The sequence below is a fragment of the Amycolatopsis sp. NPDC023774 genome, from assembly GCF_040639695.1.
Lineage (GTDB): Bacteria > Actinomycetota > Actinomycetes > Mycobacteriales > Pseudonocardiaceae > Amycolatopsis.
Genome location: NZ_JBFAAJ010000015.1, coordinates 1 through 25688 on the forward strand (window position 1 = coordinate 1; position 25688 = coordinate 25688).

19 protein-coding genes and 1 pseudogene are annotated in these 25688 nt (G+C 70.1%); 12 read left to right on the forward strand and 8 right to left on the reverse strand.

Annotated features, from left to right (window positions below):
• Positions 1 to 437: 437 nt before the first annotated feature.
• Both AB0F91_RS27160 and AB0F91_RS27165 read left to right on the forward strand, forming a co-directional pair.
• Positions 438 to 1268: an alpha/beta fold hydrolase gene (locus AB0F91_RS27160; RefSeq protein ID WP_360601778.1), complete on the forward strand. Its 831-nt coding sequence runs from the start codon at positions 438 to 440 to the stop codon at positions 1266 to 1268.
• A gap of 8 nt (positions 1269 to 1276) precedes the next feature.
• On the forward strand, positions 1277 to 2026 hold the full coding sequence (locus tag AB0F91_RS27165; protein ID WP_360601780.1) for an SDR family NAD(P)-dependent oxidoreductase: 750 nt from the start codon (positions 1277 to 1279) through the stop codon (positions 2024 to 2026).
• Here AB0F91_RS27165 and AB0F91_RS27170 read toward each other — a convergent pair.
• Positions 2023 to 3627 (reverse strand): transposase, encoded by a 1605-nt coding sequence (locus AB0F91_RS27170; protein WP_360601782.1) that lies wholly within the window; start codon positions 3625 to 3627, stop codon positions 2023 to 2025. The genes AB0F91_RS27165 and AB0F91_RS27170 overlap by 4 nt on opposite strands.
• A 153-nt stretch (positions 3628 to 3780) precedes the next feature.
• Here AB0F91_RS27170 and AB0F91_RS27175 point away from each other — a divergent pair, with 153 nt between their 5' ends.
• The gene (locus tag AB0F91_RS27175) at positions 3781 to 6378 is read left to right on the forward strand and encodes a bifunctional FO biosynthesis protein CofGH (RefSeq protein WP_360601784.1); all 2598 of its coding nucleotides are present in this window, start codon (positions 3781 to 3783) and stop codon (positions 6376 to 6378) included.
• An 87-nt stretch (positions 6379 to 6465) separates the two neighbouring features.
• Positions 6466 to 6987 (forward strand): DUF4232 domain-containing protein, encoded by a 522-nt coding sequence (locus tag AB0F91_RS27180; protein ID WP_360601786.1) that lies wholly within the window; start codon positions 6466 to 6468, stop codon positions 6985 to 6987.
• 3 nt (positions 6988 to 6990) lie between these two features.
• Here AB0F91_RS27180 and AB0F91_RS27185 read toward each other — a convergent pair whose 3' ends face one another.
• Positions 6991 to 7959: an alpha/beta hydrolase gene (locus AB0F91_RS27185; protein ID WP_360601788.1), complete on the reverse strand. Its 969-nt coding sequence runs from the start codon at positions 7957 to 7959 to the stop codon at positions 6991 to 6993.
• A gap of 354 nt (positions 7960 to 8313) precedes the next feature.
• Between AB0F91_RS27185 and AB0F91_RS27190 the strand changes: the two genes are divergently transcribed.
• Both AB0F91_RS27190 and AB0F91_RS27195 read left to right on the forward strand, forming a co-directional pair.
• Complete coding sequence (locus AB0F91_RS27190) at positions 8314 to 10542, forward strand: discoidin domain-containing protein (protein ID WP_360602072.1); 2229 nt, start codon at positions 8314 to 8316, stop codon at positions 10540 to 10542.
• A gap of 40 nt (positions 10543 to 10582) precedes the next feature.
• The gene (locus AB0F91_RS27195; RefSeq protein WP_360601790.1) at positions 10583 to 12784 is read left to right on the forward strand and encodes a discoidin domain-containing protein; all 2202 of its coding nucleotides are present in this window, start codon (positions 10583 to 10585) and stop codon (positions 12782 to 12784) included.
• Positions 12785 to 12842: 58 nt separating this feature from the next.
• Here the strand turns inward: AB0F91_RS27195 and AB0F91_RS27200 are convergent, their stop codons facing one another.
• From AB0F91_RS27200 to AB0F91_RS27225, 6 genes are read right to left on the reverse strand one after another with little or no spacing between them, the layout of a single operon-like run.
• The gene (locus AB0F91_RS27200) at positions 12843 to 14198 is read right to left on the reverse strand and encodes an MFS transporter (RefSeq protein WP_360601792.1); all 1356 of its coding nucleotides are present in this window, start codon (positions 14196 to 14198) and stop codon (positions 12843 to 12845) included.
• Complete coding sequence (locus AB0F91_RS27205) at positions 14195 to 14875, reverse strand: alpha/beta hydrolase (protein ID WP_360601794.1); 681 nt, start codon at positions 14873 to 14875, stop codon at positions 14195 to 14197. The genes AB0F91_RS27200 and AB0F91_RS27205 overlap by 4 nt, the downstream gene beginning before the upstream one ends.
• Before the next feature lie 55 nt (positions 14876 to 14930).
• Positions 14931 to 15929: a 2Fe-2S iron-sulfur cluster-binding protein gene (locus AB0F91_RS27210; protein WP_360601796.1), complete on the reverse strand. Its 999-nt coding sequence runs from the start codon at positions 15927 to 15929 to the stop codon at positions 14931 to 14933.
• Positions 15926 to 16888, reverse strand: coding sequence for a 4-hydroxythreonine-4-phosphate dehydrogenase PdxA (locus AB0F91_RS27215; protein ID WP_360601798.1), 963 nt, complete (start codon positions 16886 to 16888; stop codon positions 15926 to 15928). Before AB0F91_RS27215 ends, AB0F91_RS27210 begins: the two co-directional genes overlap by 4 nt.
• Positions 16885 to 17349, reverse strand: a complete 465-nt coding sequence (locus AB0F91_RS27220) for an aromatic-ring-hydroxylating dioxygenase subunit beta (RefSeq protein ID WP_360601800.1) — start codon at positions 17347 to 17349, stop codon at positions 16885 to 16887. Before AB0F91_RS27220 ends, AB0F91_RS27215 begins: the two co-directional genes overlap by 4 nt.
• A complete protein-coding gene (locus AB0F91_RS27225) occupies positions 17349 to 18671 on the reverse strand; it encodes an aromatic ring-hydroxylating dioxygenase subunit alpha (RefSeq protein WP_360601802.1) in 1323 nt (440 codons plus the stop codon). Before AB0F91_RS27225 ends, AB0F91_RS27220 begins: the two co-directional genes overlap by 1 nt.
• 142 nt (positions 18672 to 18813) lie before the next feature.
• Here AB0F91_RS27225 and AB0F91_RS27230 point away from each other — a divergent pair, with 142 nt between their 5' ends.
• From AB0F91_RS27230 to AB0F91_RS27255, 6 genes and pseudogenes are all read left to right on the forward strand, one after another.
• On the forward strand, positions 18814 to 19566 hold the full coding sequence (locus AB0F91_RS27230; protein WP_360601804.1) for an IclR family transcriptional regulator C-terminal domain-containing protein: 753 nt from the start codon (positions 18814 to 18816) through the stop codon (positions 19564 to 19566).
• Positions 19567 to 19641: 75 nt separating this feature from the next.
• The gene (locus AB0F91_RS27235; protein WP_360601806.1) at positions 19642 to 20649 is read left to right on the forward strand and encodes a LacI family DNA-binding transcriptional regulator; all 1008 of its coding nucleotides are present in this window, start codon (positions 19642 to 19644) and stop codon (positions 20647 to 20649) included.
• A gap of 116 nt (positions 20650 to 20765) precedes the next feature.
• Positions 20766 to 22156 (forward strand): annotated as a pseudogene (locus AB0F91_RS27240) (extracellular solute-binding protein).
• The gene (locus AB0F91_RS27245) at positions 22134 to 23102 is read left to right on the forward strand and encodes a sugar ABC transporter permease (RefSeq protein WP_360601808.1); all 969 of its coding nucleotides are present in this window, start codon (positions 22134 to 22136) and stop codon (positions 23100 to 23102) included. The pseudogene AB0F91_RS27240 and the gene AB0F91_RS27245 overlap by 23 nt, the downstream one beginning before the upstream one ends.
• A 9-nt stretch (positions 23103 to 23111) precedes the next feature.
• Positions 23112 to 24029, forward strand: coding sequence for a carbohydrate ABC transporter permease (locus AB0F91_RS27250; RefSeq protein ID WP_360601810.1), 918 nt, complete (start codon positions 23112 to 23114; stop codon positions 24027 to 24029).
• 39 nt (positions 24030 to 24068) lie between these two features.
• Entirely contained in the window at positions 24069 to 25658 is a 1590-nt protein-coding gene (locus tag AB0F91_RS27255; protein ID WP_360601812.1) for a glycoside hydrolase family 13 protein, read from the forward strand.
• The last annotated feature ends 30 nt before the right edge of the window (positions 25659 to 25688 follow it).

A 25688-nucleotide genomic window follows, 5' to 3' on the forward strand; every position in this document is an offset into this window, starting at 1 on the left:
TCTAGTTTTCTCAAAGGAAACCCCGACGAGGGGGTTTCATATAAGCTCTACTGGCTTAGTTCACTAGCACACTGTTGAGTTCTCAAGCAACACACGTCAGATCAATCCGCACCCAGTGCGCACCAACCATCGGCGTTGTTTCAAGCCTTTGTTGTTTGGGCCACCCACTCAATCGCCTGAGGCGAGAGCTTGGTTCGTGTCCCGGTGGCCGCCCGGTTTCCCTGGCGACTTGGAGAACTTTACATGGCCGGAAACGCCCCAAAACAGGGGGGTCCCTTAACGCGATCTTCCCAGGTCAAACCCCATGCAATGCCCGGAATCGGCCCGCTTCGGTCCAAGACACCCCGTCCGGCCGCTTCGTCGACCACCGAAAAACATTGCTCCGACTACATTGCGGCGTATTGCTCCGAGACAAAGCACTGCCTACCGTCAGCTCCATGCCCACCCTCCACACGGGTCCCGGCACCGTCCTCACCTACGACGACCGAGGCGCCGGCGGCCCAGCGCTGCTTCTCGTCCACGGCCACCCCTTCAACCGCTCCATGTGGCAACCCCAGACCGAGCACTTCGCCGAACGGGGCTTCCGGGTCGTCGTCCCCGACCTCCGCGGCTACGGCGAGAGCACCGGCCCCGCGGTGACCAGCCTGCGCGACTTCACGCACGACCTCATCGCGCTGGCCGACCACCTCGACCTCGCCACGTTCGTCCTCGGCGGCCTCTCCATGGGCGGCCAGATCGCCATGCAGACCGTCGCCGACCACCCCGAGCGCGTCCGAGCGCTCCTCCTGGCCGACACCTTCCCCACCGCAGAGACCCCCGAAGGCCGCCGGGACAGGCGCGCCGCTGCCGACAGGATCGAGCAGGAGGGCATGAGCGACTACGCGACAGAGCTCCTCCCGAAGATGGTCTCCCCGCGAACCCGGGCGCACGACCCCGAAGTCACTCACCACGTCCTCACGATGATGCGCACCACCCCGCCTGCCGGGGCTGCCTCGGCACTCCGAGCCCGCGCGCTGCGCCCCGACTACCGGGTGACCCTCGAACAAGTCGACGTCCCCACTCTGGTGACAGTCGGCAGCGAAGACGAGTTCACCCCGGTGTCCGACGCGCAGCTCATGCACGGACTCGTGGCCGGTTCCGCACTGGCGGTGCTGGAAGGCGCGGGCCACCTGCCTAACCTGGAGTCCACGGCCGGGTTCAACGACGTGTTCGGCCGGTTCCTGAACGCACTCCGGCCCCGGCCGGACCACCAGGCGGAAGAACGGTGACCCACCCCATGAAGACCGTATTCGTGACCGGCGCGAGTGCCGGGTTCGGTGCCGCGATCACGCGCCGGTTCGTGGCCGAGGGCGCGCGGGTCGTCGCCGCGGCCCGCAGCGCCGACCGGCTCGCCGCGCTGACCTCGGAGCTCGGTGAGTCCGTGCTGCCCGTGGTGCTGGACGTGCGCGACAGCGACGCGATCGTCGCGGCCGTCGGCGCGCTGCCCGGCGACTGGGGCCGGATCGACGTGCTGGTGAACAACGCGGGGCTGGCCAAGGGCCTCGAGCCGGCGCAGGAAGCCAAGCTCGAGGACTGGGACCAGATGATCGAGACCAACGTGACGGGTCTCGTGCACCTCACCCGCGCGGTGCTGCCCGGCATGGTCGAGCGCGGCAGCGGCCACGTGATCAACATCGGCTCCATCGCCGGCACCTACCCCTACCCCGGCGGCAACGTCTACGGCGCGACCAAGGCGTTCGTGCACCAGTTCAGCCTCAACTTGCGCAGCGACCTGCGTGGCACGGGCGTGCGCGTGACCAACATCGAGCCCGGCATGGTCGGTGGCACGGAGTTCTCCAACGTCCGCTTCGGTGACGACGAGAAGGCGGCCAACGTGTACGCCGGTACCACCCCGCTCACGGCCGACGACATCGCCGAGTCCGTGTTCTGGGCCGCCGCGCAGCCGCCGCACGTGAACGTGAACGTCATCGAGATCATGCCGGTCGTGCAGAGCTTCTCGGCCCTGAACATCCACCGCGAGAACTAGGGCGCGAACCGCTCGAGCCCGAACAGGTCGAACAGCGCCTGCTGCGCCGGATCGCGGTCGGTGAGGATTCGGCGGCTGCGCGGCCGCCCGCCGGTGGACGGGTAGCGCAGCACCGTCTCGCCGATGCCACACAGCTGGTCGAGCAGCTCGCCCACCGACAGGTTCATCCCGGCGCGGTCGGCCTCGCGCCGCATGAGGTGGGTGACGGTCGCGGCGAGCACCGAGACCAGCGCGTGCACGGCGACGCGGTGCGGGGTCCATTCCCACCGCGGCGTCGGGCCGACCGCGGCCGGGCCGGTGAGCCAGCGGAACGTGGACTCGAGGTAGGTCCGCGCGCGGTAGGCGGTGACGATCTCGGCCACCGGCCAGTCGCGGTCGGTCACCAGGATCTGCTTGCCGAAGTACTCGTCCACCAGCCGCGCGACGGCCGCCTCGTCGACCCGGCGCGTCAGCCGGATCTCGCCCGGCCGGGTACCGGTGAGCGTCGCCTCCAGGACCCGACCGATGCGGCGGCCGCGCGTGACCCGCGAGATCTCGGCGTGGACCTGCGTGCGGTCGCCGCGGTGGGTGCCGGCTTCCAAGGCCGCGGCCAGGCCGTCGAGCTCGCGGATCGCGGTGCTCAGCTCGTCGGTGAACGCGCGGTACTGAGCGGCGTACAGCGTGGCCGAGTGCGTGAGGATGACCCGGCGCCGCACTCCGTCGACGGTCGCGCGGGTGTCGATCGCGGTCAGCCCGGCGAAGCGCTCCGGGTCCACGCGCCGGCGGGCCGAGGCCGGTTGCGTGAGCAGGTCCGGGTGGTCGGCCGGCGGAAGCGAGCCGACGAACCCGCGCCGCGCGCCGAGATCGAGCTGCGCGGCCTGCCCGGCGTGGAAGACGAGCGTGACGTCCGTGGCCGGGTACCGCTCGCCCAGCTCCCCCGCCAGTGCGCCGAACGTCGGCGCCGCGCCGCTTTCCCTGCGGTACACGCGCGACGCGAGCGGGATCGCGCCGTCACGGGTGACCACGAGGCCGAGGCCGGCGAGCGCGTCCTGGCCGGCCGAGGGCACCGTGCAGTCGGCGGCGGTGAAGGCCGCGAACTGGGGGACGTCCACGGCGAGCGCGGAGGTGCCGTCGTCGCCGAGCAGGTCGAGCACGGCTTCGGCGATCGCCGTTTCGACGCCGGTGATGCGGTCCGGCGTCAGGCGCTGCAACGCCCGCCAGTGGGCCGCCGTGGTGACCGCGGCCTTCGGCGGACGCGGGCGCACGAGGTCCTGCGCCGCGCAGCCGGCCCACCACTGTTCGAAGTTCGCACCGGCGCCGGTCGCGCGGTGCAGCACGGCGAGCGCGACGTGGAACCCGAGTGTGGTCTTCGCTCGCTGCGGGCCCGCCACGGCATCGACCCGTCGCACGAGATCGAGGCGCTGGATCGTGCCCCACACGGCGGCGACGTCACCGAACGTGCGGTGCCGCGCGCCGCCCGGTTCCGCGCCGCCGGGCAGCGCGCCGGCGATGTCCTCGGCCGTGCCGAGGTACCGCTGCGTCACCACCCGCGGCGCGCCGTCGACCCGCGCGGATTCGGCCAGGTAGTAGTACGTCCGGCCGCCGATGCGCTTCCCGATCACCGATGCCACACTTTAGGTAATACACTCCTCTCGGGTGATCGACAACCTTTGCAAGCCTCTGACCAGCGCGGATGATCGTCTCTTCCGAACGGGTGAGCACGTGGCGGACAACGCACTGGCCTGCTTCCGCGAGCTGGTCCTAGCGTGACGGGAATGGCACCCGAACCCGAGTTGACCGCCCCCACCCCGTCGGCGATGCGCCGCGCGCTCGCGCGGGCCAGGGACGGGAAGACGCTCGACCTCGCCGAGGCCACCGTGCTGCTGCACGCGCGCGGTGACGACCTCAAGACGCTGTCCGAGCACGCCTCCCGCATCCGCGACGCCGGCCTCGAAGCCGCCGGGCGGGCGGGCGTCATCACCTACAGCCGCAAGGTTTTCATCCCGCTGACGCGCCTGTGCCGCGACCGGTGCGGCTACTGCACGTTCGTGACCGTACCCGGCCGGCTCGAGTCGCCGTTCCTCTCGCCCGACGAGGTCCTCGAGATCGCTCGCAAGGGCGCCGAGATGGGCTGCAAGGAAGCCCTGTTCACGCTCGGCGACCGGCCCGAGGACCGCTGGACGGCCGCGCGCGACTGGCTCGACGCCCACGGCTACGACGACACGCTCTCCTACGTCCGTGCGATGGCCATCCGCGTGCTGGAGGAGACCGGCCTGCTGCCGCACCTGAACCCCGGCGTGATGAGCTGGCAGGACTTCCAGCGGCTCAAGCCGGTGGCGCCGTCGATGGGCATGATGCTCGAGACCACGGCGACACGGCTGTGGAGCGAGAAGGGCGGCCCGCACTACGGCTCGCCGGACAAGGATCCCGCCGTCCGGCTGCGCGTGCTGGAGGACGCCGGGCGCAGCTCAGTGCCGTTCACGACCGGTGTGCTGATCGGCATCGGCGAGACGCACGAGGAGCGCGCGGACGCGATGTTCGCCATCCGCAAGACCGCGCGCGAGTACGGCGGCATTCAGGAAGTCATCATCCAGAACTTCCGCGCGAAGCCGGACACGAAGATGCGCGCGACGCCCGACGCCGACCTCGAGGAGCTGGCGGCGAACATCGCCGTGGCGCGGCTGGTGCTCGGGCCGAAGATGCGCATCCAAGCGCCGCCGAACCTCATCGGCAACCAGTACGACCTGATGATCCGGGCCGGCATCGACGACTGGGGTGGCGTCTCGCCGCTGACCCCGGACCACGTGAACCCCGAGCGGGCGTGGCCGCAGATCGACCAGCTGGCCCGGCAGACGGAGAAGGCCGGATTCTCTCTGCGCGAGCGGCTGACCATCTACCCCGAGTACGTGAACCTCGGCGAGCCGTGGCTCGATCCGCGCGTGACCCGGCACGTGGCTGCGCTCGTCGACCCCGCGACGGGGCTGGCGCGCGAGGACGCGATGCCCGTGGGGCTCCCGTGGCAGGAGCCGGACGGCGGCTGGCAGCAGTCGGGCCGCACCGACCTGCACACCGAGATCGACACCACCGGCCGCACCGACGACCGCCGCGGCGACTTCGACTCCGTCTACGGCGACTGGAAGGAAATCGGCCGCAAGATCAAGACGGGGCCGCAGAAGTTCGACACGGACATCCTGGAAGCCTTGCGCAGCGCGGAAAAGGACCCGGCCGGTCTGTCGGACGACGCCGCGTTGGCGCTGCTGCACGCCGACGGACCCGAGCTCGACGCCCTGGCGCGGATCGCCGACGACCTGCGGCGCGAGACGGTGGGCGATGACATCACGTTCGTGGTCACGCGCAACATCAACTTCACCAACGTCTGCTACACCGGCTGCCGCTTCTGCGCGTTCGCCCAGCGGCGCACCGACGCCGACGCGTACACGCTCTCGCTGGAGCAGGTGGGCGATCGCGTAGACGAGGCGTGGGCCGCGGGCGCCACCGAGATCTGCATGCAGGGCGGCATCCACCCGGACCTGCCCGGCACCGCGTACTTCGACCTCGCCGCCGAGGTCAAGCGCCGCCAGCCCGACATCCACCTGCACTCCTACAGCCCGATGGAGGTCGTCAACGGGGCGTCGCGGACCAACCTGTCGTTGCGCGACTGGCTGATCCGAGCCAAGGAGTCCGGTGTGGACTCCCTGCCGGGCACCGCCGCCGAGATCCTCGACGACGACGTGCGGTGGGTGCTCACCAAGGGCAAGTTGCCGACCTCGGCGTGGATCGAGGTCGTGACCACCGCGCACTCCGTGGGCCTCCCGACGACGTCGACGATGATGTACGGCCACGTCGACAACCCCAGCCACTGGGTCGCGCACCTGAAGCTGCTGGCTCGCCTGCAGCGCGAGGGCATGGAACGCAACGGCCGGCGCGGGTTCACGGAGTTCGTGCTGCTGCCGTTCATCCACCAGAGCGCGCCGATCTACCTCGCCGGCCTGGCTCGCCCCGGCACTTCCCTGCGCGAGAACCGCGCGGTCCACGCGCTGGCGCGGCTGCTGCTGCACGGCACGATCGACAACATCCAGAGCTCCTGGGTGAAGCTCGGCGAGGAAGGCAGCCGCGCTGTGCTGCAGGGCGGCGTCAACGACATCGGCGGCACGCTGATGGAGGAGACGATCTCCCGCATGGCCGGCGCGTCGAACGGCTCGTACAAGACGATCAGCGACATGCGCGCGATGGTCGAGCCGCTGGGCCGGCCGCTGCGCCAGCGGACGACGGGGTACGGGGTGCCGTCGGCTGAGCGCGTGGCGGCGGCTGAGGCGTCGGACGGGGTGGCGACTGCGGTGCGGAAGCCGTTGTTGCCGTTGCTGACTTCGTGACGGCTGGTTGAGTTCTGACACCGAGCGCCCCGGGCCGATGTGGTCGGTCCGGGGCGCTCGTCGGTTCCCCGCCGCTAGGTTTCTCCCATGGGGACTCTCCGGGCTCTGCCCGTCTTGTGCACCGCTCTGCTGGCCGCCGCGTGCAGTTCCGCCGTGGCCGAGCCGTCGGCTCCGGCGCCGACGTCATCGAAGGCCGCGCCGCCACCCCCGCTGGTGGTGTCCGCCGGGATCGTCGAAGCCGGTCTCGGGCACCGCGCGTCGGTGCTCACACTGACCAACAACGACTCCGAAGCCCACACACTCGACGGCTATCCCACGGTGAAGGTCCTCGACGGCACCGGCAAGCCGCTGGACGTCCAGGTGCACCACGGCGTCTCGTACTTCTCGCCGGATCCCGGGCCGAAGCCGTTCACCTTGGCCCCGCACGAAAAGCTGCTGAGCGTGGTGTCGTGGTCGGCCACCGTGACCTCGGGTGAGACGACGACCGGCGCGTCGGTGGCCGTGGTCGCGGCGCCCGGGGGACCCGAGCAGACGGTGCCGCTCAAGACCGACCTCGGGACGACCGGGGAGATCACCGTGACCGCCTGGATGAAGGACATCCCGAAGTAGGCCTCAGCCGAGAATCCGCCGCAGCCACGGCGCCCGCGCCGCGCGGGCCTGCACGGACAGGGCCGCGTCCGGGGCCGAGCCGTCGAAGCCGTGGTAGGCGCCCGGCCAGACGTGGAGCTCGGCCTGGACGCCGGCTTGCCACAGGCGCGTGGCGTAGGTGACGACCTCGTCGCGGAAGGTTTCGGCGGTGCCGACGTCCAGGAAGGCCGGCGGGAGGCCCGACAGGTCCGCGGCCCGGGCCGGGGCGGCATAAGGCGAGACGTCCGGACCGCCGCGCGCGGCGCCGAGCAGGGCGGTCCAGCCGATGTCGTTGGCCGTGCGGTCCCAGACGCCGAGGCTCTCCATCTGGAACGACGACGGGGTGTCGTTGCGGTCGTCGAGCATCGGGTAGAGCAGGAGCTGGCCGAGCAGCGCCGGGCCGCCGCGGTCGCGCGAGAGCAGGGCCACGGCGGCCGCCAAGCCGCCGCCCGCGCTGGCGCCGCCGACGACCACGCGGGAATGGTCGATGCCCAGGGAAGCCGCGTGCTCGAGTGTCCACTTCAGACCTGTGTAGCAGTCCTCGACCGGCGCGGGGTGCGGGTGTTCCGGGGCGACTCGGTAGTCGACCGAGACGAACGCGAGGCCGAGCGAAACCGCGTACTCCTTGAGCATCAGCAGGTCCCGGCCGCGGTGCCCGCCGAGGATCATGCCGCCGCCGTGCATCCAGTAGAGCACCGGGGCGTCGGCGGTCACGTGGGCCGGGCGGCCGATGACGAGCGGCACGCCGTCGGCGTCCACTTCGGACAGTTCGACGGTGTCGTCGGCAGCGACCTCGGCCAGGGAGAGCTCACGCGTGGCGCGCTCCTCACGCAGGGCAGGAATCGCGGCGGCCGAGTCGAGCGCCGGCCGCTCGGCCCGCATCTGCGCCAGTACCACCTCGAGCTCGGGGTCGAACGGCAGCGGCGGCCCCACCTGCGGACGGGTCGCGGTCATCTCGGTACCTCCCAGGACGTCGTGGCTCTCGCCTGATCATCCTGGCCCGGCCGGGTCCCGCGCCACCTCCGCCAGGTGGCGGGAAATCCGCGAGGCAGACAGTCCACGACGACTTTTGTCGAAAATTTGCGTAAGTCCGTCCGACTATTGCGATTTCCTGTCGGGAATTCGTATGATCCAGCTCACACGCTGTCCCCACCAGTGCACCCGACCCCGACGAAAGGCGAGTGCTGCCCCGTGTCTCCCCTACGTGTCTTCACCGCGCCCGAAAAACGCCCGTCGACCGGAAACCGCCGGCTCGCCGCGCTCGGCAGTGCCGTGCTCGCGGCCGCCGGCCTCACCGCCCTGACCGTCATCGCGGCTCCCGGAAACCCGGCGACAGCCACCCCGAACGCCGCCGTCGCCGGACGCGGCGCGACCGTCCCGTTCGTCGAGCAGGAAGCCGAGAACGCCGCCACCAACGGCACCGTGATCGGCCCGGAGCGCAGCGCCGGCACGCTCGCCGGCGAGGCATCCGGCCGCAAGGCGGTCACCTTGACCGGGCAGGGCAAGTACGTCGAGTTCACCCTCAGTGCCGCGGCCAACTCGCTCGACTTCCGCTACAGCCTGCCCGACAGCGCCCAGGGCACCGGCATCACCGGCACGATCTCGGTCTACGTCAACGGCACCCACAACCGCGACCTGAACCTGACCTCCCGCTATGGCTGGTACTACGGCGGCTACCCCTTCAGCAACGACCCCGGCCAGGGCAAAGCGCACCACTTCTACGACGAGGTGCGCACCCTCTTCGGCACCAGCTACCCCGCCGGCACCAAGATCAAGCTGCAGATCGACGCCGGCGAGGTGACCCCCGCGACCGTCGACCTCGCCGACTTCGAGCAGGTCGCCGCCCCCGCCGCCAAACCGGCCAACGCCGTCTCGGTCACCGACTACGGCGCCACCGCGGGCGACTCCAGCGACGACGCCGGTGCATTCGACGCGGCCGTGGCCGCCGCGAAGAGCCAGGGCAAGCAGGTCTGGATCCCGGCGGGCTCGTTCACGCTCAACCACCACATCACCGTCGACCAGGTGACGATCCGCGGCGCCGGGCCCTGGTACTCCGAGCTGCACGGCGCCCGCGCGGGCATCTTCGGCAAGGGCGAGCCGACCAGCTGCTCCACCTCGACGTACCCCGGCAACGCGGCGGTGCCCGGCAGCAGCACGAACGTCGGGCTCTACGACTTCGCGATCATCGGCGACGTCCAGGCCCGCGTCGACTGCGACCAGTCCAACGCCATCGGCGGCGCGCTCGGCGGCGGTTCGGTCGTGCAGAACCTGTGGCTGCAGCACACGAAGGTCGGGCTGTGGCTCGACGGGCCGTTCGACGGGCTCACCGTGCGCGGCAACCGGATCCTCGACCAGACGGCCGACGGCCTCAACCTGCACCAGGGCATCAGCAACACGCTGGTGACGAACAACTTCCTGCGCAACACCGGCGACGACGGCCTCGCCATGTGGGCCGAGCACGACGCCGACCACCACAACACGTTCTCGTTCAACACGGTGCTGCTGCCGATCCTCGCGAACAACATCGCGATCTACGGCGGCCACGACAACACCGTGTCCGACAACGTGGTGGCCGACAACCAGGACCAGGGCGGCGGCATCCACGTGGCCAACCGGTTCAGCGCCGTGCCGCTCTCGGGCACCATTACCGTCACGTGCAACACCGCGATCCGCACTGGCGTGCTCGACTCCAACTGGCAGTTCGGTGTCGGCGCGCTGTGGTTCGACGGTCGTGACTCGGCCATCACCGGCCGCATCGACGTGGTGGACAACGACCTGCTGGACAACAACTACGAGGGCGTGCAGTTCATCGACGGCGCCACCACCGACGTGCACTTCGACGGCCTGCGGATCACCGGCGCGGGCACGTTCGCGTGGCAGCTGCAGTCCAAACCGAGCGGTACGGTCAAGAACGTCGTCGCGACGAACATCGGCCGCGCGGGCGTCTACAACTGCATGGGCCCGGACGCGCTCACGGGCCTGGCCGATCAGGGCGGCAACTCGGGCTGGACCACCACGTTCTGCGGTTCCTGGCCGACGCCGGTCTACAACGGCGACAACGGTGGCACCACACCCCCGACCACGCCGACGACTCCCACCACTCCCACGCAGCCGCCGATCGGGAACCTGGCGCTGCACAAGACAACCACGGCCAGCGGCTCCCAGGGCGGCTTCCCGCCGGCCAACGCCGTGGACGGCAACGCGAGCAGCTACTGGGAAAGCAGCAACAACGCGTTCCCGCAGACGCTGACCGTCGACCTCGGCAGTGCCCTGACCGTGGGACGGCTCGTGCTGGAGCTGCCGCCGGCCACCGACTGGGGCGCGCGCACCCAGACCCTCACCGTGCAGGGCAGCACCAACGGTTCGTCGTTCACCACGCTGAAATCCGAAGCCGGCTACCGCTTCGACCCGGCGAGCGGCAACACCGCCACCGTCTCCTTCAGCCCCACGAGCACCCGCTACCTGCGGCTGAGCTTCGCCGGCAACACCGGCTGGCCGGCCGGGCAGCTGTCCGAGTTCGAGGCCTACGCGTCCTGATCCTCCCCGGAAAATCCCCAGAAAGGTGAGTGTGCCGAAGATGTCCCCCACCTCAGCACGACCCAGGGCGGCCTTGCTGGCCGCGGCACTGGTGTCCTCCGGGCTGACCGTGTTCGCGGTCGGCTCGGGCACCCCCGCGGCGGCGGCGACCTGCCCGGCCACGGCGTCCGGCGGTGCGAGCGTTCCGTTCCGGACCGTCGAAGCCGAATGCAGTGCCACCAACGGATCCGCCGTCGGCCCCGACTTCACGCAGGCCACGGTGGCCTCCGAGGCGTCCGGCCGCCAGGCCGTGCGGCTCGGGCAGGGCCAGTACGTGGAGTTCACGCTGCCGGCCGCGGCCAACTCGGTCAACGTCCACTACAACCTGCCCGACGGCGGCTCCGGCCGGATGTCGGTGTACGTCAACGGGACCAAGCTCGGCACCGGGCTTTCCGTGACGTCGCAGTACACCTACACCGACACCCCGGGCATCCCGGGCGCGAAGACCCACCACTTCTTCGACGACGCCCGGCTGCTGTTCGGCCAGAACGCCGCCGCGGGCGCGAAGGTGAAGGTGCAGCTGGACTCCGGCGACGTCGGGCAGGCCACGATCGACCTCGCCGACTTCGAGCAGGTCGGCGGCACCGGCGCGCAGCCGGCCGGCTCGCTGTCGGTCACCGACTACGGCGCCACCGCCGACGACGCCGGTGACGACACGCAAGCTTTCCGCAACGCCTTGCAGGCCGCCCGGCAGCAGGGCAAGGAAGTCTGGGTGCCGAGCGGCCGCTTCGAGATCGGGTCGGCACTGCAGATCGACCAGACCACCGTGCGTGGCGCCGGGCAGTGGTACACGGTGCTGCACGGCAACAACATCTTCAACAACGGCAGCTCGTCGGGGAACATCAAGCTCTACGACTTCGCCGTGTTCGGCTCGGTCTCCGAACGCAACGACTCCAGCCCGGACAACGCGTTCCACGGCGTGCTCGGCAACGGCTCGATCGTCTCGGGGCTGTGGATCCAGGACACCAAGTGCGGCCTGTGGCTGATGAACGGCGCGTCCTCGAACCTCACGATCGAGAACAACCGCATCCTCGACACGCAGGCCGACGGCGTGAACTTCGATGGTGCCGTCACCAACTCCGCGATCCGCAACAACTACCTGCGCAACAACGGTGACGATGCGCTCGCGCTGTGGTCCAACGGCCAGGCCGACACCGGCATCACGATCGCCGACAACACTGTCGTGCAGCCGAACCTGGCCAACGGCATCGCCCTCTACGGCGGCTCGAACAACACCGTGAGCGGCAACCTCGTCCAGGACACCAACGCGCTCGGCGGCGGCTACCTGGTGGCCAACCGGTTCAACTCGGTGCCGCTCTCGGGCACGGTCACGCTGACGAACAACACCGCGCTGCGGGCCGGGGCGCTCGACCCCAACTGGCAGTTCGGCGTCGGCGCGCTGTGGTTCGATGCCCGTGACCAGGCCATTTCCGGTGCGGCCATCCGTGTGAACGGGTTCACGGCCATCGACAGCCCGTACGAGGCCATCCAGTTCATCGACGGCAACGGCGCGGGCAAGCAGGTCAGCGGTGTCACGATCGACGGCGTCACCGTGCGCGGCACGGGCACGTTCGTCGCGCAGTCGCAGACGCAGGGCACGGTATCGATCAGCAACCTCACGGCGTCCGGGGTCGGTGTCGTCGGCACGTACAACTGCCCCTATCCGAGCACTATCCCGAAGATGACCTTCAACGGCAACGGAAACAGCGGCTGGACCGGCATGTGGAACGACTGCTCCAGCTGGCCCGCGCCGAACTCCGGCCCGCCGCAGCCGCCGCAGTCGGGCGCGAACATCGCGAGCGGCAAGGCGATCACGGCCAGTGGCTCGCAGGGTGGGTTCCCTCCGGGCAATGCGGTGGACGGCAACGCGAGCACGTATTGGGAGAGCACGAACAACGCGTTCCCGCAGACACTGACCGTCGACCTCGGTGACGCAGCGGCGATCGACAAGGTGACGCTGAAGTTGCCGCCGTCGGGCGACTGGGCCGCCCGTACCCAGACGCTCACCGTGCAAGGCAGCACCGACGGCGGCTCGTGGACGACGCTGGTCGCCTCGCGGGGCTGGAACTTCAGCCCTTCGTCCGGCAACACCGCGTCGGCGAGCTTCGGCACGACGACGCAGCGCTTCGTGCGCGTGACGATCACCGGCAACACCGGCTGGCCGGCCGGGCAGGTCTCGGAACTGGAGGTGGCCGCGGCGTAGGTCAACCGACAGGGGCTCCCCGGCCACCGGTGTCGCCGGCGTACGGGGAGCCCCTCGGTCACAGCGCGGGCGCCGGTTCCCGCTCGGCGACCTCGGCCGTCTGCCGAGCCCGCCGTCCCAGGTAGAGGATCAGCACCGCGCACACCAGCATCGGTCCGGACAGCGCCAGGAAGATCGCCGCCGGGGACCAGGAGGCGGCCACCGCCGCGCCGACGATCAGCGGGCCGAGGATCCCGCCCAGGCGGCCGATGCCCAGCGCCCAGCCGACACCCGTGGAGCGGATGTTGACCGGATAGACCACGGCGGCCAGCGCGATCAGCGCCTTCTGTCCGCCGCTGACCCCGCAGCCGACGAGGAACATCGCCGCCAGCAGAAGCCACCCCGGCGCGTGGAACGCCGGCCCGGTCACCGCGAGGAACACCGCGCCCACCACGAACAACGCGCCCAGCGAACCGAACGCCCCCAGGCGGTCCATCGCCGGGCCGACCACGAGCGCGACGACGATGCCGCCGACGGTCGTGAGGCTCGTGGCCGTGACCACGGTGCCATTCGCGAACCCGAGGTCCGTGAGCATCGTCGGCAGCCAGCTCTGCAACGCGTAGAACTCGCCGAGGTTGACGGCGAAGACCACCCACAGCAGCACCGTGCTCAGCACCCCGCCGTTGGCCAGCAGCGCCTTCAGCTTGACGCGGCCACCGGCTTCGGCCGCGTCGACACTCACCGGCTGCGTCGCCGAGGGCAGCGCCGGGTCGATGCGGCGGCACAGCCGGTACGCGCGTTCGGAGTTCGCGCCGCGACCCACCAGGAACACGAGCGACTCCGGCAGGAACTTCAGCATCAGCGGGATGATCACCAGCGGCGCCAGCGCACCCACGAGGAACACCGAACGCCAGCCGGCCGTCGGCACGAGCCAGCCCGACACCACTCCGGCCACCACGAACCCGAGCGAGAATCCACAGTAGATCGCCAGCACGAAGCTCGCCCGCAGGCGTTTCGGCGTGTACTCGGCGGTGAGCGCGACCGCGCTGGGCGCGGCGGCTCCGAGACCGATGCCGGTGATCAGACGCAGCACCACGAGCTCGGCGACTCCGCCGACCCACACGGACACGAGGCTCGTGAGCGCGAACAACGCCGTGCCCGCGATCACGAGCCGCCGGTGGCCGAAGCGGTCGGACAGCGGCGAAAGCACGAGGTAGCCGATCATCAGGCCGACCAGGGCCGAGGAGAAGATCGGGCCGAGCACCGCGACCTTCAGGCCCCAGTCCTTCGCGATGTGCGGGGCGAGGTAGTTGATGGCCTGCGTGTCGAAGCCGTCGAAGAACATCACGAGCCCGCACAGCACCACCGTGCCGTACTGGAACGGGCTGACGCGCTTGCCGTCGACGAACCCCGTCAGGCGCACACCCGCCGTCATCGGGTGCCGGCCAGCAGATCGGCCACTTCGCGCGGGTGCGTCAGCGGGGCCAGGTGCGGGGCGTCGAGGCGCAGGACGTGGTCGGCGCCGTCGGCCATCTTCTCCTGGTCGACGGGGAAGATCGTCTCGTCGCGCTCGCAGACGACGTAGGTGACCGGGTGCGTGCGCTCCGGTTCGGTGGCGGGCTGGGTGAAGGTGACAGCGGCGTGCGCGTGGCGCCGCCCGTGGACGCCGGCGAACGCGGCTTCGTCGAGGTCGGGAGCAAGTACCTTGCGGGCCAGTGCGTGGTCGTCGGTGACGTGCAGCGTGCCGTCTTCGCGGGGGACGATCCACTCCTCCGGGTGCGGCGAGCGGATGTCGAGCAGGTTCTCGCCGCGGCGCGGGCGGAACGCCGACAGGAACACGCTGTGGCGTACGCGCGGGTGGTCGGAGAGCTCGCCGACGACGATGCCGCCGTAGGAATGCCCGACCAGCACTACGTCACGCTCGAGGCCGTCGATGAGGTCACGCACGTGGGCAACGTCCGCGGACACGTCGCCGAACGCGGCTGGGTCCGTTCCCCCGCTGGGCAGCTGCTCCACGACGTGCGCCTCGTGGCCCTGCTCGCGCAGCGCGTCGGCCACTTCCCGCCAGCTCCAGCCGGCGTACCAGGCGCCGTGGACGAGCACGAAGTCCATGGGATTCTCCTTTGAATCGTGGTGGGATCGAACGGAAACGCAGGACGGAAAGCGGTCAGGCGGGAACGCTGGGCTCGGCGGCGGGCACGAACGAGTCGGCCAGGAAGCTCTCGGTCGGCAGGCCGCCGCGGCCGGTGAGCAGGTCGTGGGCGTCGGTGGTCATCGCCTCGCTGCCGCAGGCGTACGTGCGATGACCCGCCAGCTCCGGGTGGTCGGCCAGCGCGACGTGCTGGACGTGGCCGGTGGCTCCGGACCAGCCCTTGCCCGGGCGCGAAAGCACCGGTGTGTAGTCGAACCAGCCGTGCCGGGCCGCCCAGCGTTCCGGGAGCTCGGCCAGGTAGAGGTCCTCCTCCGTACGCGCGCCCCAATACAGGTGGACGGGCCGGGTGCGGCGACGGGCGATGAGGTCGAGCACGATCGACTGGATCGGCGCGAACCCCGTGCCGGTGGCGAGCAGCAGGATGGGGCCGTCGCCGTCGTCGAGCACGAACTCGCCGAACGGCGTCTCGACGTCGAGCGTGTCACCGGGTTGCAGCGTGCCCACCGTGTGCTCGGAGAACCGCCCGCCCGGCTCGGTGCGGACGTGCAGCTGCACCGCGTCGTTGTGGTGCGGCGGGTTCGCGAGCGAGTACGGGCGCGGTTCGTCGTCCGGCAGCTGCACTTCCAGGAACTGCCCCGCGCGGAACGGCGCGCGCCGTCCGATCGGGAACCGCAGGTCGAGCACGGTGACGCGGGGCGCGGGCCGGCGGATGCGGTGCACCACCGTGGTGAGCTTCTTGCGCCGCGGCGGCTCGCTGCGTTCGATGCGGCGTGGCCGGACAACGACCGGGCCCTGGGGTTCGGCGCGGCAGAGCAGCACGCCATCGGCCGGGCCCGTCAGCTCACCGCGTCCGCGCACGAGCACCGAACCCGCGACGAGCGAGCCGGCGCACGACGTGCAGACGCCCTTGCGGCACGAGTACGGGATCGCCCAGCCCGCGTTCTCGGCGGCTTCGAGCACGGTATGCCCGTCGTCGCACGGGATCTCGACGTCCGTGTCCGCCACGGTGATCATGCGGTGGTCTCCTTCGTTCGTCCGAACAGGCCGAGCGCGCGGATCACGGCCGTGGGGTCGGCGACGCCGCGCCCGGCGATGTCGAACGCGGTGCCGTGACCGACGCTGCAGAACGGCACCCCCGCGCCCACGGTCAGCGCGGTCGCGGTGCGGCCGGCCAGCAGCTTGACCGGGATGTGGCCCTGGTCGTGGTACAGCGCGACGAACCCGTCGTGGCCCGGGGTGGTGAGCGCCACGTCGGCGCCGGTCGGGCCGACGGCGTCGATGCCCTGCGCGACCAGCGAGGTCACCGCCGGCGCGGTGACGTGCTCGTCGTCGCTGCCGAAGAGGCCGCCTTCGCCCGCGTGCGGGTTGATGCCGAAGACGCCGATGCGCGGGGCGGCGACGCCGAACGTCCTCAGGGCCTCCCACAACGCTTTCCCGGCGGCGGTGACCAGCTCCGGGGTGAGCCGTGCGAGGGCGTCGGCGAGGCGTTTGTGCAGGGTCGCGTGGACGATGTTCAAGCCACCGCCCGAGAGCAGCAGGAACACACGATCCTCGGGCACGCCGGTGAGCTGCGCGATCAGCGGCGGGTAGCCGCGGAACGGGATGCCCGCGGCGTGCACGGCCGTCTCCGAGTGCGGGCAAGCGACCACCCCGCGGTACCCGCCGCCGAGGGCGAGCGTGACGGCGGTGCTGACGTACCGGATCGTCGCCGCGCCCGCCTCCGCGCTCAGCACGCCCGGCCGGAACTCGTCCGGCGGCAGGTGCCCGACGTCCACGAGGTCGAGCACGCCGTCTTCGGGCAGAGCGCCGGGCGTGTGCTCGCGAAGCCGGAACCCTCGGGCGGCGGCCAGGCTCGCGAGCACGGAGTGGTCGCCGACCAGCACCGGCGGGTCCTGGGTCTGAGTGGCGGCGGCGACGGCGATCTCGGGTCCGATGCCGTTGGGGTCACCGATGACCAGCAGTACGCGGCTCACAGCGGCAGCGCCAGAAGGGTGTCGATCTCCTTGCTGTCGCACACGACCACGCGCTCACGCAGCAGCGCCTGATCGCCTTCGACGCGGTAGCGGTCGACATAACGACCGCTGGCGAACAGGTCGGTCGGGCCGCCGCCGGTCACGCGGAGCACGAAGAACGGCGTCTCGCTCTCGACATCGCCTCCGGACTCGGAGAGGATCGCGGGCTGGCCGAGCATGTGGCGGTACACGTGCGGCTCGTAGATGTTGGCTTCCTTCAGCGCCGACACGCGGTCCTTCAGCATGCCGCGGGTGTCGGCCCAGATCAGGCCGGCGGGCAGGCCGCGGGCGTAGTTGTCGGCTGTGGTCACGCGGTAATGGCAATCTTCGGTGAAGAACGTGGGCCAGTCTTCGAGCGGCCCGTCGTCGATGCAGCGGGCGTAGTGCGCCTGGGCGCGGGCGATGGCGACCTGGTTGTCCATCAGCCACGCACCACCCGGGTGCGCTCGTGCTTGCCGATCTCGGGCAACGGCGCGTCGTCGTCGGGCACGAAGCCCATCGACTCGCGATACGCCAGCCAGAACCCGCGGACCGACGCTTCCGTGACGCGGCTTTCGCTCGACTCCGCGGTGTCGCCGCCCATCTGGAGGGTCGCGTACTCGTCGGACGCGCCGGCGATGCCGCGCTGAACGAAGCCGCCGATGCCTCCGTCCTCCATGGACACGTAGCCGGCGGGACCGACCAGGTTGGCCTGTTTCATCCGGACCAGCCGCTGCTCCTCGGTGTCGGACTCGAAGCCGAGGTAGGTCCAGTTGAGCAGCGTGTCGTCCGTGCCGCGCGGGAGAATCTGGCGCACGGCCACGGAGTTCTGGATCTGCTGCAGCACGAACCCCGGGTAGACCGAGAGGATCTGCAGCGTCACGTCGTCGCCGACCTCGCTGAACCCCTCGAGCAGCGACGGGTCGGCGAGGCGGTACTCGCTGTCGGACCGGATGTTCTGGTCCCGGTATTCGGTGGACTCCGTCGCGCTGCGGTCGATGGCGGAATAACTGACGTGGTGGCCACCGGACTCGTCGACGATGATCGCGCCGCGCTGCGAAAGCCGGTTGATGCCGAACGTCGTGAAGAACAAGTGCAGGATGCTGGCGTGGTAGGAGTCGCGGACGTTCTCCGCGTACAGCTTCCAGTTGTTCGGCAGCCGCTGCGCGAACCGGCCCAGCACCACGGGTTTGCGGCCGCCGAGCACACGGTCGATGCGGTCGAGGATTTCCTCGCCGAGATACTCCTCGATGTCGGGCAGGTCGTTGGACAGCGTGCCGAACACCAGCCCGTGGACCACGGCGATGCGCAGCTTGCGCGGCCCGTGGTCGGACAGGCAGAAGTTCGGCGGCATCCCGCCCTTGCCGCCGACGCCCTCCGCGAACGCGACAGCCGTGAGGTCTCCCTGCAGGTTGTAGGTCCAGGCGTGGTAGACGCAGGTGAAGTCACGGGCCTTGCCGTGGTCGGCCATCGCGATCAGCGCGCCGCGGTGAGCGCACCGGTTCTCGAACGCGTACACCTCGCCGTCGACGTCGCGCGTCACCAGCACGGGCTGCTCGCCGATGAAGGTCGCGCAGAAGTCGCCCGGCTCGGCCAATTCGGCCTCGAGGCACAGGTAGCTCCAGTGCGGGCCGTGGAAGATCCGGTCCTGCTCGGCGCGGTACACCGCCTCGTCCTGGAAGACCCAGTACGGCACCCGGGTCAGCGACCGCGGCCAGCTGCGGTCGGGTGCGCGGCCCGCGGTGGTCCCCGTGAGGCGATCCATCGTCGGTTCCTCCTCGCCCGGGGTGCTGCTCGACAGCTCGCGGCACCCCTGATAGTGTTCGAATAACGAACGTAGATTCACTTACCGAACACATTGAAGGCAGGTGGGAGCCTGCCGTCAAGACCCATCTCCGGAGAGAGCCGTGCCCGCAGCCGAGGGAATGGCCGGTTTGGCCAAGGGACTGGCGATCCTCGAGCTCTTCGGCGAGGCCACACCGAAGCTCGCGATCAGCGACGCGGCACGCCTCACCGGCCTCAACCGCGCCGTGGCCCGCCGCTGCCTGCTCACGCTCGTCGACCTCGGGTACCTCACCCACGACGGCAAGCACTTCCTGCCCACGCCCCGGCTCCTGCGCCTGGGCGACGCGTACGTCGAGTCGACGGCGCTGCCGCAGCTCGCACAGCCGCACCTGGCGGCGGTGCGCGAGCACGTGCAGGAGTCGGCGTCACTGGCTGTGCTGCAGAACGACGAGGCACTGTTCATCGCGCGCAGTGAGGTGAAGCGGATCGTCAACACGGGCGTACGCATCGGGGCGAGCCTGCCGGCCTACGCGTCCGCGACCGGGCACGTGCTCCTGTCCGCACTGTCCACTGAGGACCTGACGGCCTACCTCGAACGGTGCGAACCCCGCCCCCGGACCCCGAAGACGCCGGTGTTCCCCGCCGAGATCCGCCGGCGCGTGGACCTCGTGCGCGAGGAAGGCGCGGCGTTCACCGACGAGGAGCTGGAGTACGGCCTGCGCTCGCTCGCCGTGCCCGTGCTCGACTCGCGCGGCCGCACCGTCGCCGCGATGTCGGTGAGCGCCACCGCGGGCCGCATCTCGATGGACCAGCTGCGCGACGAGTTCCTGCCGGTGCTGCGCGACCAGGCGGAGCAGCTGGGACGCAAGCTGTAGCTGGTGGCACAGCGTGTCAGCACCCTCGCGCGGTGAAGTCGAGATTTTGCGAGCCATTGCAGTAAAGTTTCAGCCATGACGCGTCGACTTGCCGAAGTGGCCCGACAGGTGGGGGTCAGCGAAGCCACGGTCAGCCGGGTACTCAACGGCCGGCCCGGGGTTTCCGCGAGCACCCGGGCCGCCGTTCTCACCGCGCTGGACGTGATGGGCTACGAACGCCCCACCCAGCTGCGCGGGGAGCGAGCCCGCTTGGTGGGGCTCGTACTGCCCGAGCTGCAGAACCCGATCTTCCCCGCGCTGGCCGAGATCATGGGCAACGCGCTGGCCCAGCAGGGGTTCACGCCCGTGCTGTGCACGCGCACCGCCGGCGGGGTGTCCGAAGCCGAGTACGTGGAGCTACTCCTGCAGCAGCAGGTGTCCGGGGTGGTGTTCGCCGGCGGGCTGTTCGCCCAGGGAGACGCCGTGCACACGCATTACCACCACCTCGTGGAACGCAAGCTGCCCACGGTGCTGATCAACGCCGCCGTCGACCACCTCGGGCTGCCGCAGGTCTCGTGCGACGACGCGGTGGCCGTGGAGCAGGCCGTGGGACACCTGAGCTCGCTCGGCCACGAGAAGATCGGCCTGGTCCTGGGCCCGGGCGACCACGTGCCGTCGCAGCGCAAGCTCGCGGCTTTCCGCGCGTACGCGGCGAAACTCGGCCTGCCCGTGCTCGACGAGCTGGTGGAGCACGGCATGTTCTCCATCGAGGGCGGGCACGCGGCGGCGGCGCGCCTGTACCCGCGCGGGGCCACCGCCGTGCTGTGCGCGAGCGACCTGCTGGCCCTCGGCGCGATCCGGGCCGCACGGCGGCAAGGCCTCGCGGTGCCGGACGACATCTCCGTGGTCGGCTACGACGACTCCGCCCTCATGAACTGCACCGACCCGCCGCTGACGACCACGCGCCAGCCGATCGAGGCGATGGGCCGCGCCGTGGTGGAGCTGCTCGTGAAGCGAATCAACGGCGGCGAGGTCGCGGCCGAAGAACTGCTGTTCGCCCCCGAGCTCGTGGTGAGGGGGTCGACCGCGCGGCACCGGGCGTGATCACGTCCTGTTCGTAACTTGCAAATCCTCGTCAGGTTATTGCGGCGTTCTGGTCTCACACTTTAGAGTGACGGCCATCACGACACAGCCGTCGCGACCGCGAGAAGAGGCTTGAGATGAGCAGTCCCTGGTCCCGAGCAGCGAGGTCCAGCCGCACCCGCAGAACTGTGATCGCCCTGCTCACCGCGGGTGGCCTGGCGGTGAGCCCGGCCGCCTGCGGCTCTGGCTCCGAGGGCGGTGACGCCGGCGGAAAGGTCCAGATCACCGTCACCGGGCAGCCGCCGACCACGCAGCCGTTCGAGCGCAAGGTGTTCGACGCCGACGTCGCCGAGTTCGAGGCTTCGCACCCGGACGTCGACATCGTGCCCCACGAGGGGTTCATGGACCCCAAGACGTTCTCGGCGAAGCTCGCCGGCGGGCGACTCGAAGACGTGTACTACGTGTACTTCACCGACCCGGCGCAGATCATCGCCCGCCACCAGGCCGCCGACATCACGGAAGCGGCGAAGAGCGTGCCGCACGTCAACGACATCCAGCCGCAACTCCTGGACAACTTCCGGGACGCGAGCGGCAAGCTCTACGGCCTCCCGACGGCCAACTACACCATGGGGCTCGTCTACAACCGCAAGCTCTTCCAGCAGGCCGGGCTCGACCCGGACAAGCCGCCCGCCACCTGGGACGAGGTGCGCGCCGACGCGAGGAAGATCTCCGCGCTGGGCAACGGGATCGTCGGGTACGCCGACTACAGCAGAACAACCAGGGTGGCTGGCACCTGACCGGCTGGCTGTACTCGATGGGCGGCGACATCGCCCGCAAGGACGGCGACAAGTGGGTCGCCGACTTCGACAACGACAAGGGCCGCGCCGCGCTGAACCACCTGCACGCCATGCGCTGGGACGACAACTCCATGGGCAGCAAGCAGCTGCTGCAGGACGTCGACGTGCAGCGCATGATGGGCGCCGGCCAGCTCGGCATGTACATGGCCGCGCCGGACAATGTGCCCGTGCTGGTGAAGCAGTTCAACGGCAAGTACGAGGACTACGGCATCGCCGGCATGCCCGGCACGCAGGGCACCCTGCTCGGCGGCGAGGGCTACATGATCAACCCGAAGGCGTCGGCCGCGAAGATCAAGGCCGGGCTCGAGTGGATCCAGTGGAAGTACCTCAACCCCGACCGCTTCGACAAGCACGTGAAGCAGTACGCCGACGGCAAGCAGCCCGTGGGCCTGCTCACCGAGCCGACGCCGGACATCTGGCAGGGCGCGGTGCGCGACCAGCAGCTGGCCGTGAAGAAGAAGTACGCCAACGTGCCCGCGGAGAACTACCAGTCCTACGTGGACACCGCGGACAAGATCAAGGGCAGCATCGAACCGCCGAACGCGCAGCAAATCTACGCAGCGCTCGACAGTGTGATGCAGGCCGTGCTCACCGACCGCAACGCGAACATCGACCAGTTGCTCGGCTCGGCGCAGTCGAAGGTCAACAGTGTCCTCGCCCAGGTCAGGTAACGTGCTCGACTGGCCCGCGGTCACCCCGCGGGCCGGTCGGCCTGCCGCCTCGGCCGCCGAACGCCGGCGGGCCCGGCTCAAGCGGCGCCTGCGCGAGAACCTCACCGCGTACACGCTCTTGTGCGCCGCGCTCGTGGTGTTCGCGATGTTCTCCTGGTATCCCATCGTGCGCGGGGTGCTGCTGAGCTTCCAGCAAGTGGACTTCGTGAACCCGCCGACGTGGGTCGGCTTCGACAACTTCATGCGCCTGTTCGCCGACCCGCTGTTCGGGGTGGCGTGGCGCAACACGTTGCTGTTCACCGCGTTCGCGCTCGTCTTCGGGTTCCTCGTGCCTTTCCTGGCGGCGGTGCTGCTCAACGAGCTGCGCCACGCGCGGGCGTACTTCCGGCTCGCGGTGTACCTGCCGGTGATGCTGCCGCCCGTGGTCACCGCGTTGATGTGGAAGTGGTTCTACGACCCGGGTCCCGGCCTGTTCAACTCGGCGCTGAACGCGGTCGGCCTGCCGGGCCTGCAGTGGCTCGACTCCTCGACGACCGCGATGCTCTCGCTGGTGTTCGTGTCCACGTGGGCCAACATGGGCAGCACCACGTTGATCTACCTGGCCGCGCTGCAGACCATCCCGGGCGAGCTGTACGAGGCCGCGGAGCTCGACGGCGCCGGGATGTGGCGGCGGCTGCGGCACGTGACGTTCCCGCAGACGCGGTTCGTGCTGCTGGTGCTCCTGCTGCTGCAGGTCGTGGCGACCATGCAGGTGTTCACCGAGCCGTACGTGATGACCGGCGGCGGTCCGGACGACTCGACGGTGACCGTGCTCCTGCTGCTGTACCGCTACGCCTTCGTCTACAACGACTTCGGCTCGGCCAGCGCGATGAGCCTGCTGCTGTTCGTGGCCCTGGGCGTGTTCTCGGCGATGTACGTGCGGCTGACCCGGCGCGCGGACGACTAGGAGGTGCCCATGACGACCGCTCTGCCGTCCAAGGCGAAACGTGCATCTGTCCCCTCAGGACGGACGCTGATCTCCCTCTCGCAGCTGCGCACCGGCGGCGGGAAGACCGTGTACGCGATCGTGTTCGTCTGCACGTTCGTGCTGTTCACGCTGGCGTTCCTGTTCCCGTTGTACTGGGCCGTGACGGGCGCGATGAAGTCGCCGGCGGAGCTGGCGGCGACCCCGGCCACGATCGTGCCGCGCGAGTGGCACCCGGAGTCGTTCACCGAGGCGTGGGACCAGATGGACCTCGGGAAGTACTTCCTCAACACGGTGGTAGTGGCCGGCGGCGCGTGGCTGGTGCAGCTCGCGGTGGACGTGCCGGCGGCGTTCGCGCTGTCGAAGCTGCGGCCGAAGTTCGGCAACGTGGTGCTCGGGCTCATGCTCGTCACGCTCATGCTGCCGGCCGCGGCGCTGCTGGTACCGACGTACGTGACGGTGACCGACCTGCCGCTGCTGCACCTGAACCTGATCAACTCCCCCACCGCGATCTGGCTGCCGGCCGCGGCCAACGCGTTCAACATCTACCTGCTCAAACGGTTCTTCGACCAGATCCCCGACGAGCTCGTCGAAGCCGCGCGCATCGACGGCGCCGGACCGGTGCGCACGTTGTGGAAGATCATCCTGCCGATCTCCCGCCCGATCCTCGCCGTGGTCTCGATCCTCACGATCGTGGCCGCGTGGAAGGACTTCATCTGGCCGCTGCTGGTGTTCCCGGACACCGGAAAGCAGACGCTGAGCGTGATGCTGCAGCGGGTGGCGATCGACATGCCGCTCAACCTGCTCGTGGCGGGCATGGTGCTGGCGAGCGTGCCGATGATCGTGCTGTTCCTCGTGTTCCAGCGCCAGATCCTCGCCGGGCTCACCGCCGGTTCGATCAAGGGCTGACACACCGACTGTGACAAACGACTCTGGGAGGACTACGCAGTGACCGGACTGTCTTCGGCTTGGTGGCGCAGCGCGGCGATCTACCAGGTGTACATCCGCAGCTTCGCCGACGGAAACGGTGACGGCATCGGCGACCTCGCCGGTGTTCGGTCCAAACTGGACCACCTGGCGGAGCTGGGGGTCGACGCCATCTGGTTCACGCCGTGGTACCCGTCGCCGATGGACGACGGCGGCTACGACGTCGCCGACTTCCGCGACATCGAACCGCTCTTCGGCACGCTCGACGAGGCCGAGGAGCTCATCGCCGAGGCGCACGAGCGCGGCATCCGCGTGATCATCGACCTCGTGCCCAACCACTGCTCCGACGAGCACCGGTGGTTCCGCGCCGCGCTCGCGGCCGAGCCGGGATCCCCCGAGCGGCAACGGTTCTGGTTCCGCCCGGGCCGCGGCGTCGACGGTTCGGAGCCGCCGAACAACTGGAAGTCGCGCTTCGGCGGGCCGGCGTGGACCCGCGTCGAGGACGGCGAGTGGTACCTGCACCTGTACAGTTCGCGCCAGCCCGACTTCAACTGGGACAACGCCGACATCCGCGCGGAGTTCGAGGACGTGCTGCGGTTCTGGTTCGACCGTGGCGTCGACGGCTTCCGCATCGACGTCGCCGACGGGCTCGTGAAGGATCCCGCGCTGCCCGACGTCGAGGGCGGGGACGAAACGCCGTTCTCCGACCAGGAGGGGCTTCACGAGATCTACCGGTCGTGGCGCAAGATCGCCGACTCCTACGCGGGTGACCGCGTGCTCGTCGGCGAGATGTGGCTGCCCGACATGTCGCGGGCCGCGCGGTACCTGCGCCGCGACGAGCTGCACTCGGCGTTCAACTTCGACTTCCTGGTGTGCCCATGGGACGTGTCGCGCTTGCGCGACGTCATCTCGCGCACGCTGCGGGCCCACGACGAGGTCGGCGCGCCCGCGGCGTGGGTGCTGTCCAACCACGACGTGACGCGGCACGTCACCCGGTACGGCCGCTCCGGGGACACGGGCTTCTCCTTCGCGGACCGGCTGCACGGTTCGCCGGTGGACCTCGCGTTGGGGACCCGCCGGGCGCGGGCGGCGGCGTTGCTGACGTTGGCGCTGCCCGGCGGGGTGTACGTGTACCAGGGCGAAGAGCTGGGGTTGTGGGAAGTCGAGGATCTTCCTTCGGAGCTGCGGCAGGACCCGGTGTGGGCGCGGACCGACGGCGCGGACCCGGGCCGGGACGGGTGCCGGGTGCCGCTGCCGTGGTCGGGTCCTGCCGCACCGTTCGGGTTCGGGACGGGGACGCCGTGGCTGCCGCAGCCGGCTTCGTGGGCCGAGTACACGGCTTCGGCTGAGGCGGGGGACCCGGCGTCGATGCTGTCGCTGTACCGCGACGGCCTGCGGATCCGGGCGGACCACGCGGCGCTCGGCGCGGGCGGGCTGGAGTGGCTGACGCTCGGCGACGGGGTGCTGGCGTTCACGCGGGAGCCGGAGTTCACGTTCGTGCTGAACTTCTCCGCCGCGCCGGTCCCGTTGCCGGCCGGAGAGATCCTGCTGGCGAGCGGTCCCGTCACCACGGAGATCCCGACGGACACCGCTGTGTGGCTGCGGTCCTGAACATCCGTGGAGGGCATCTCTGAGTCACGC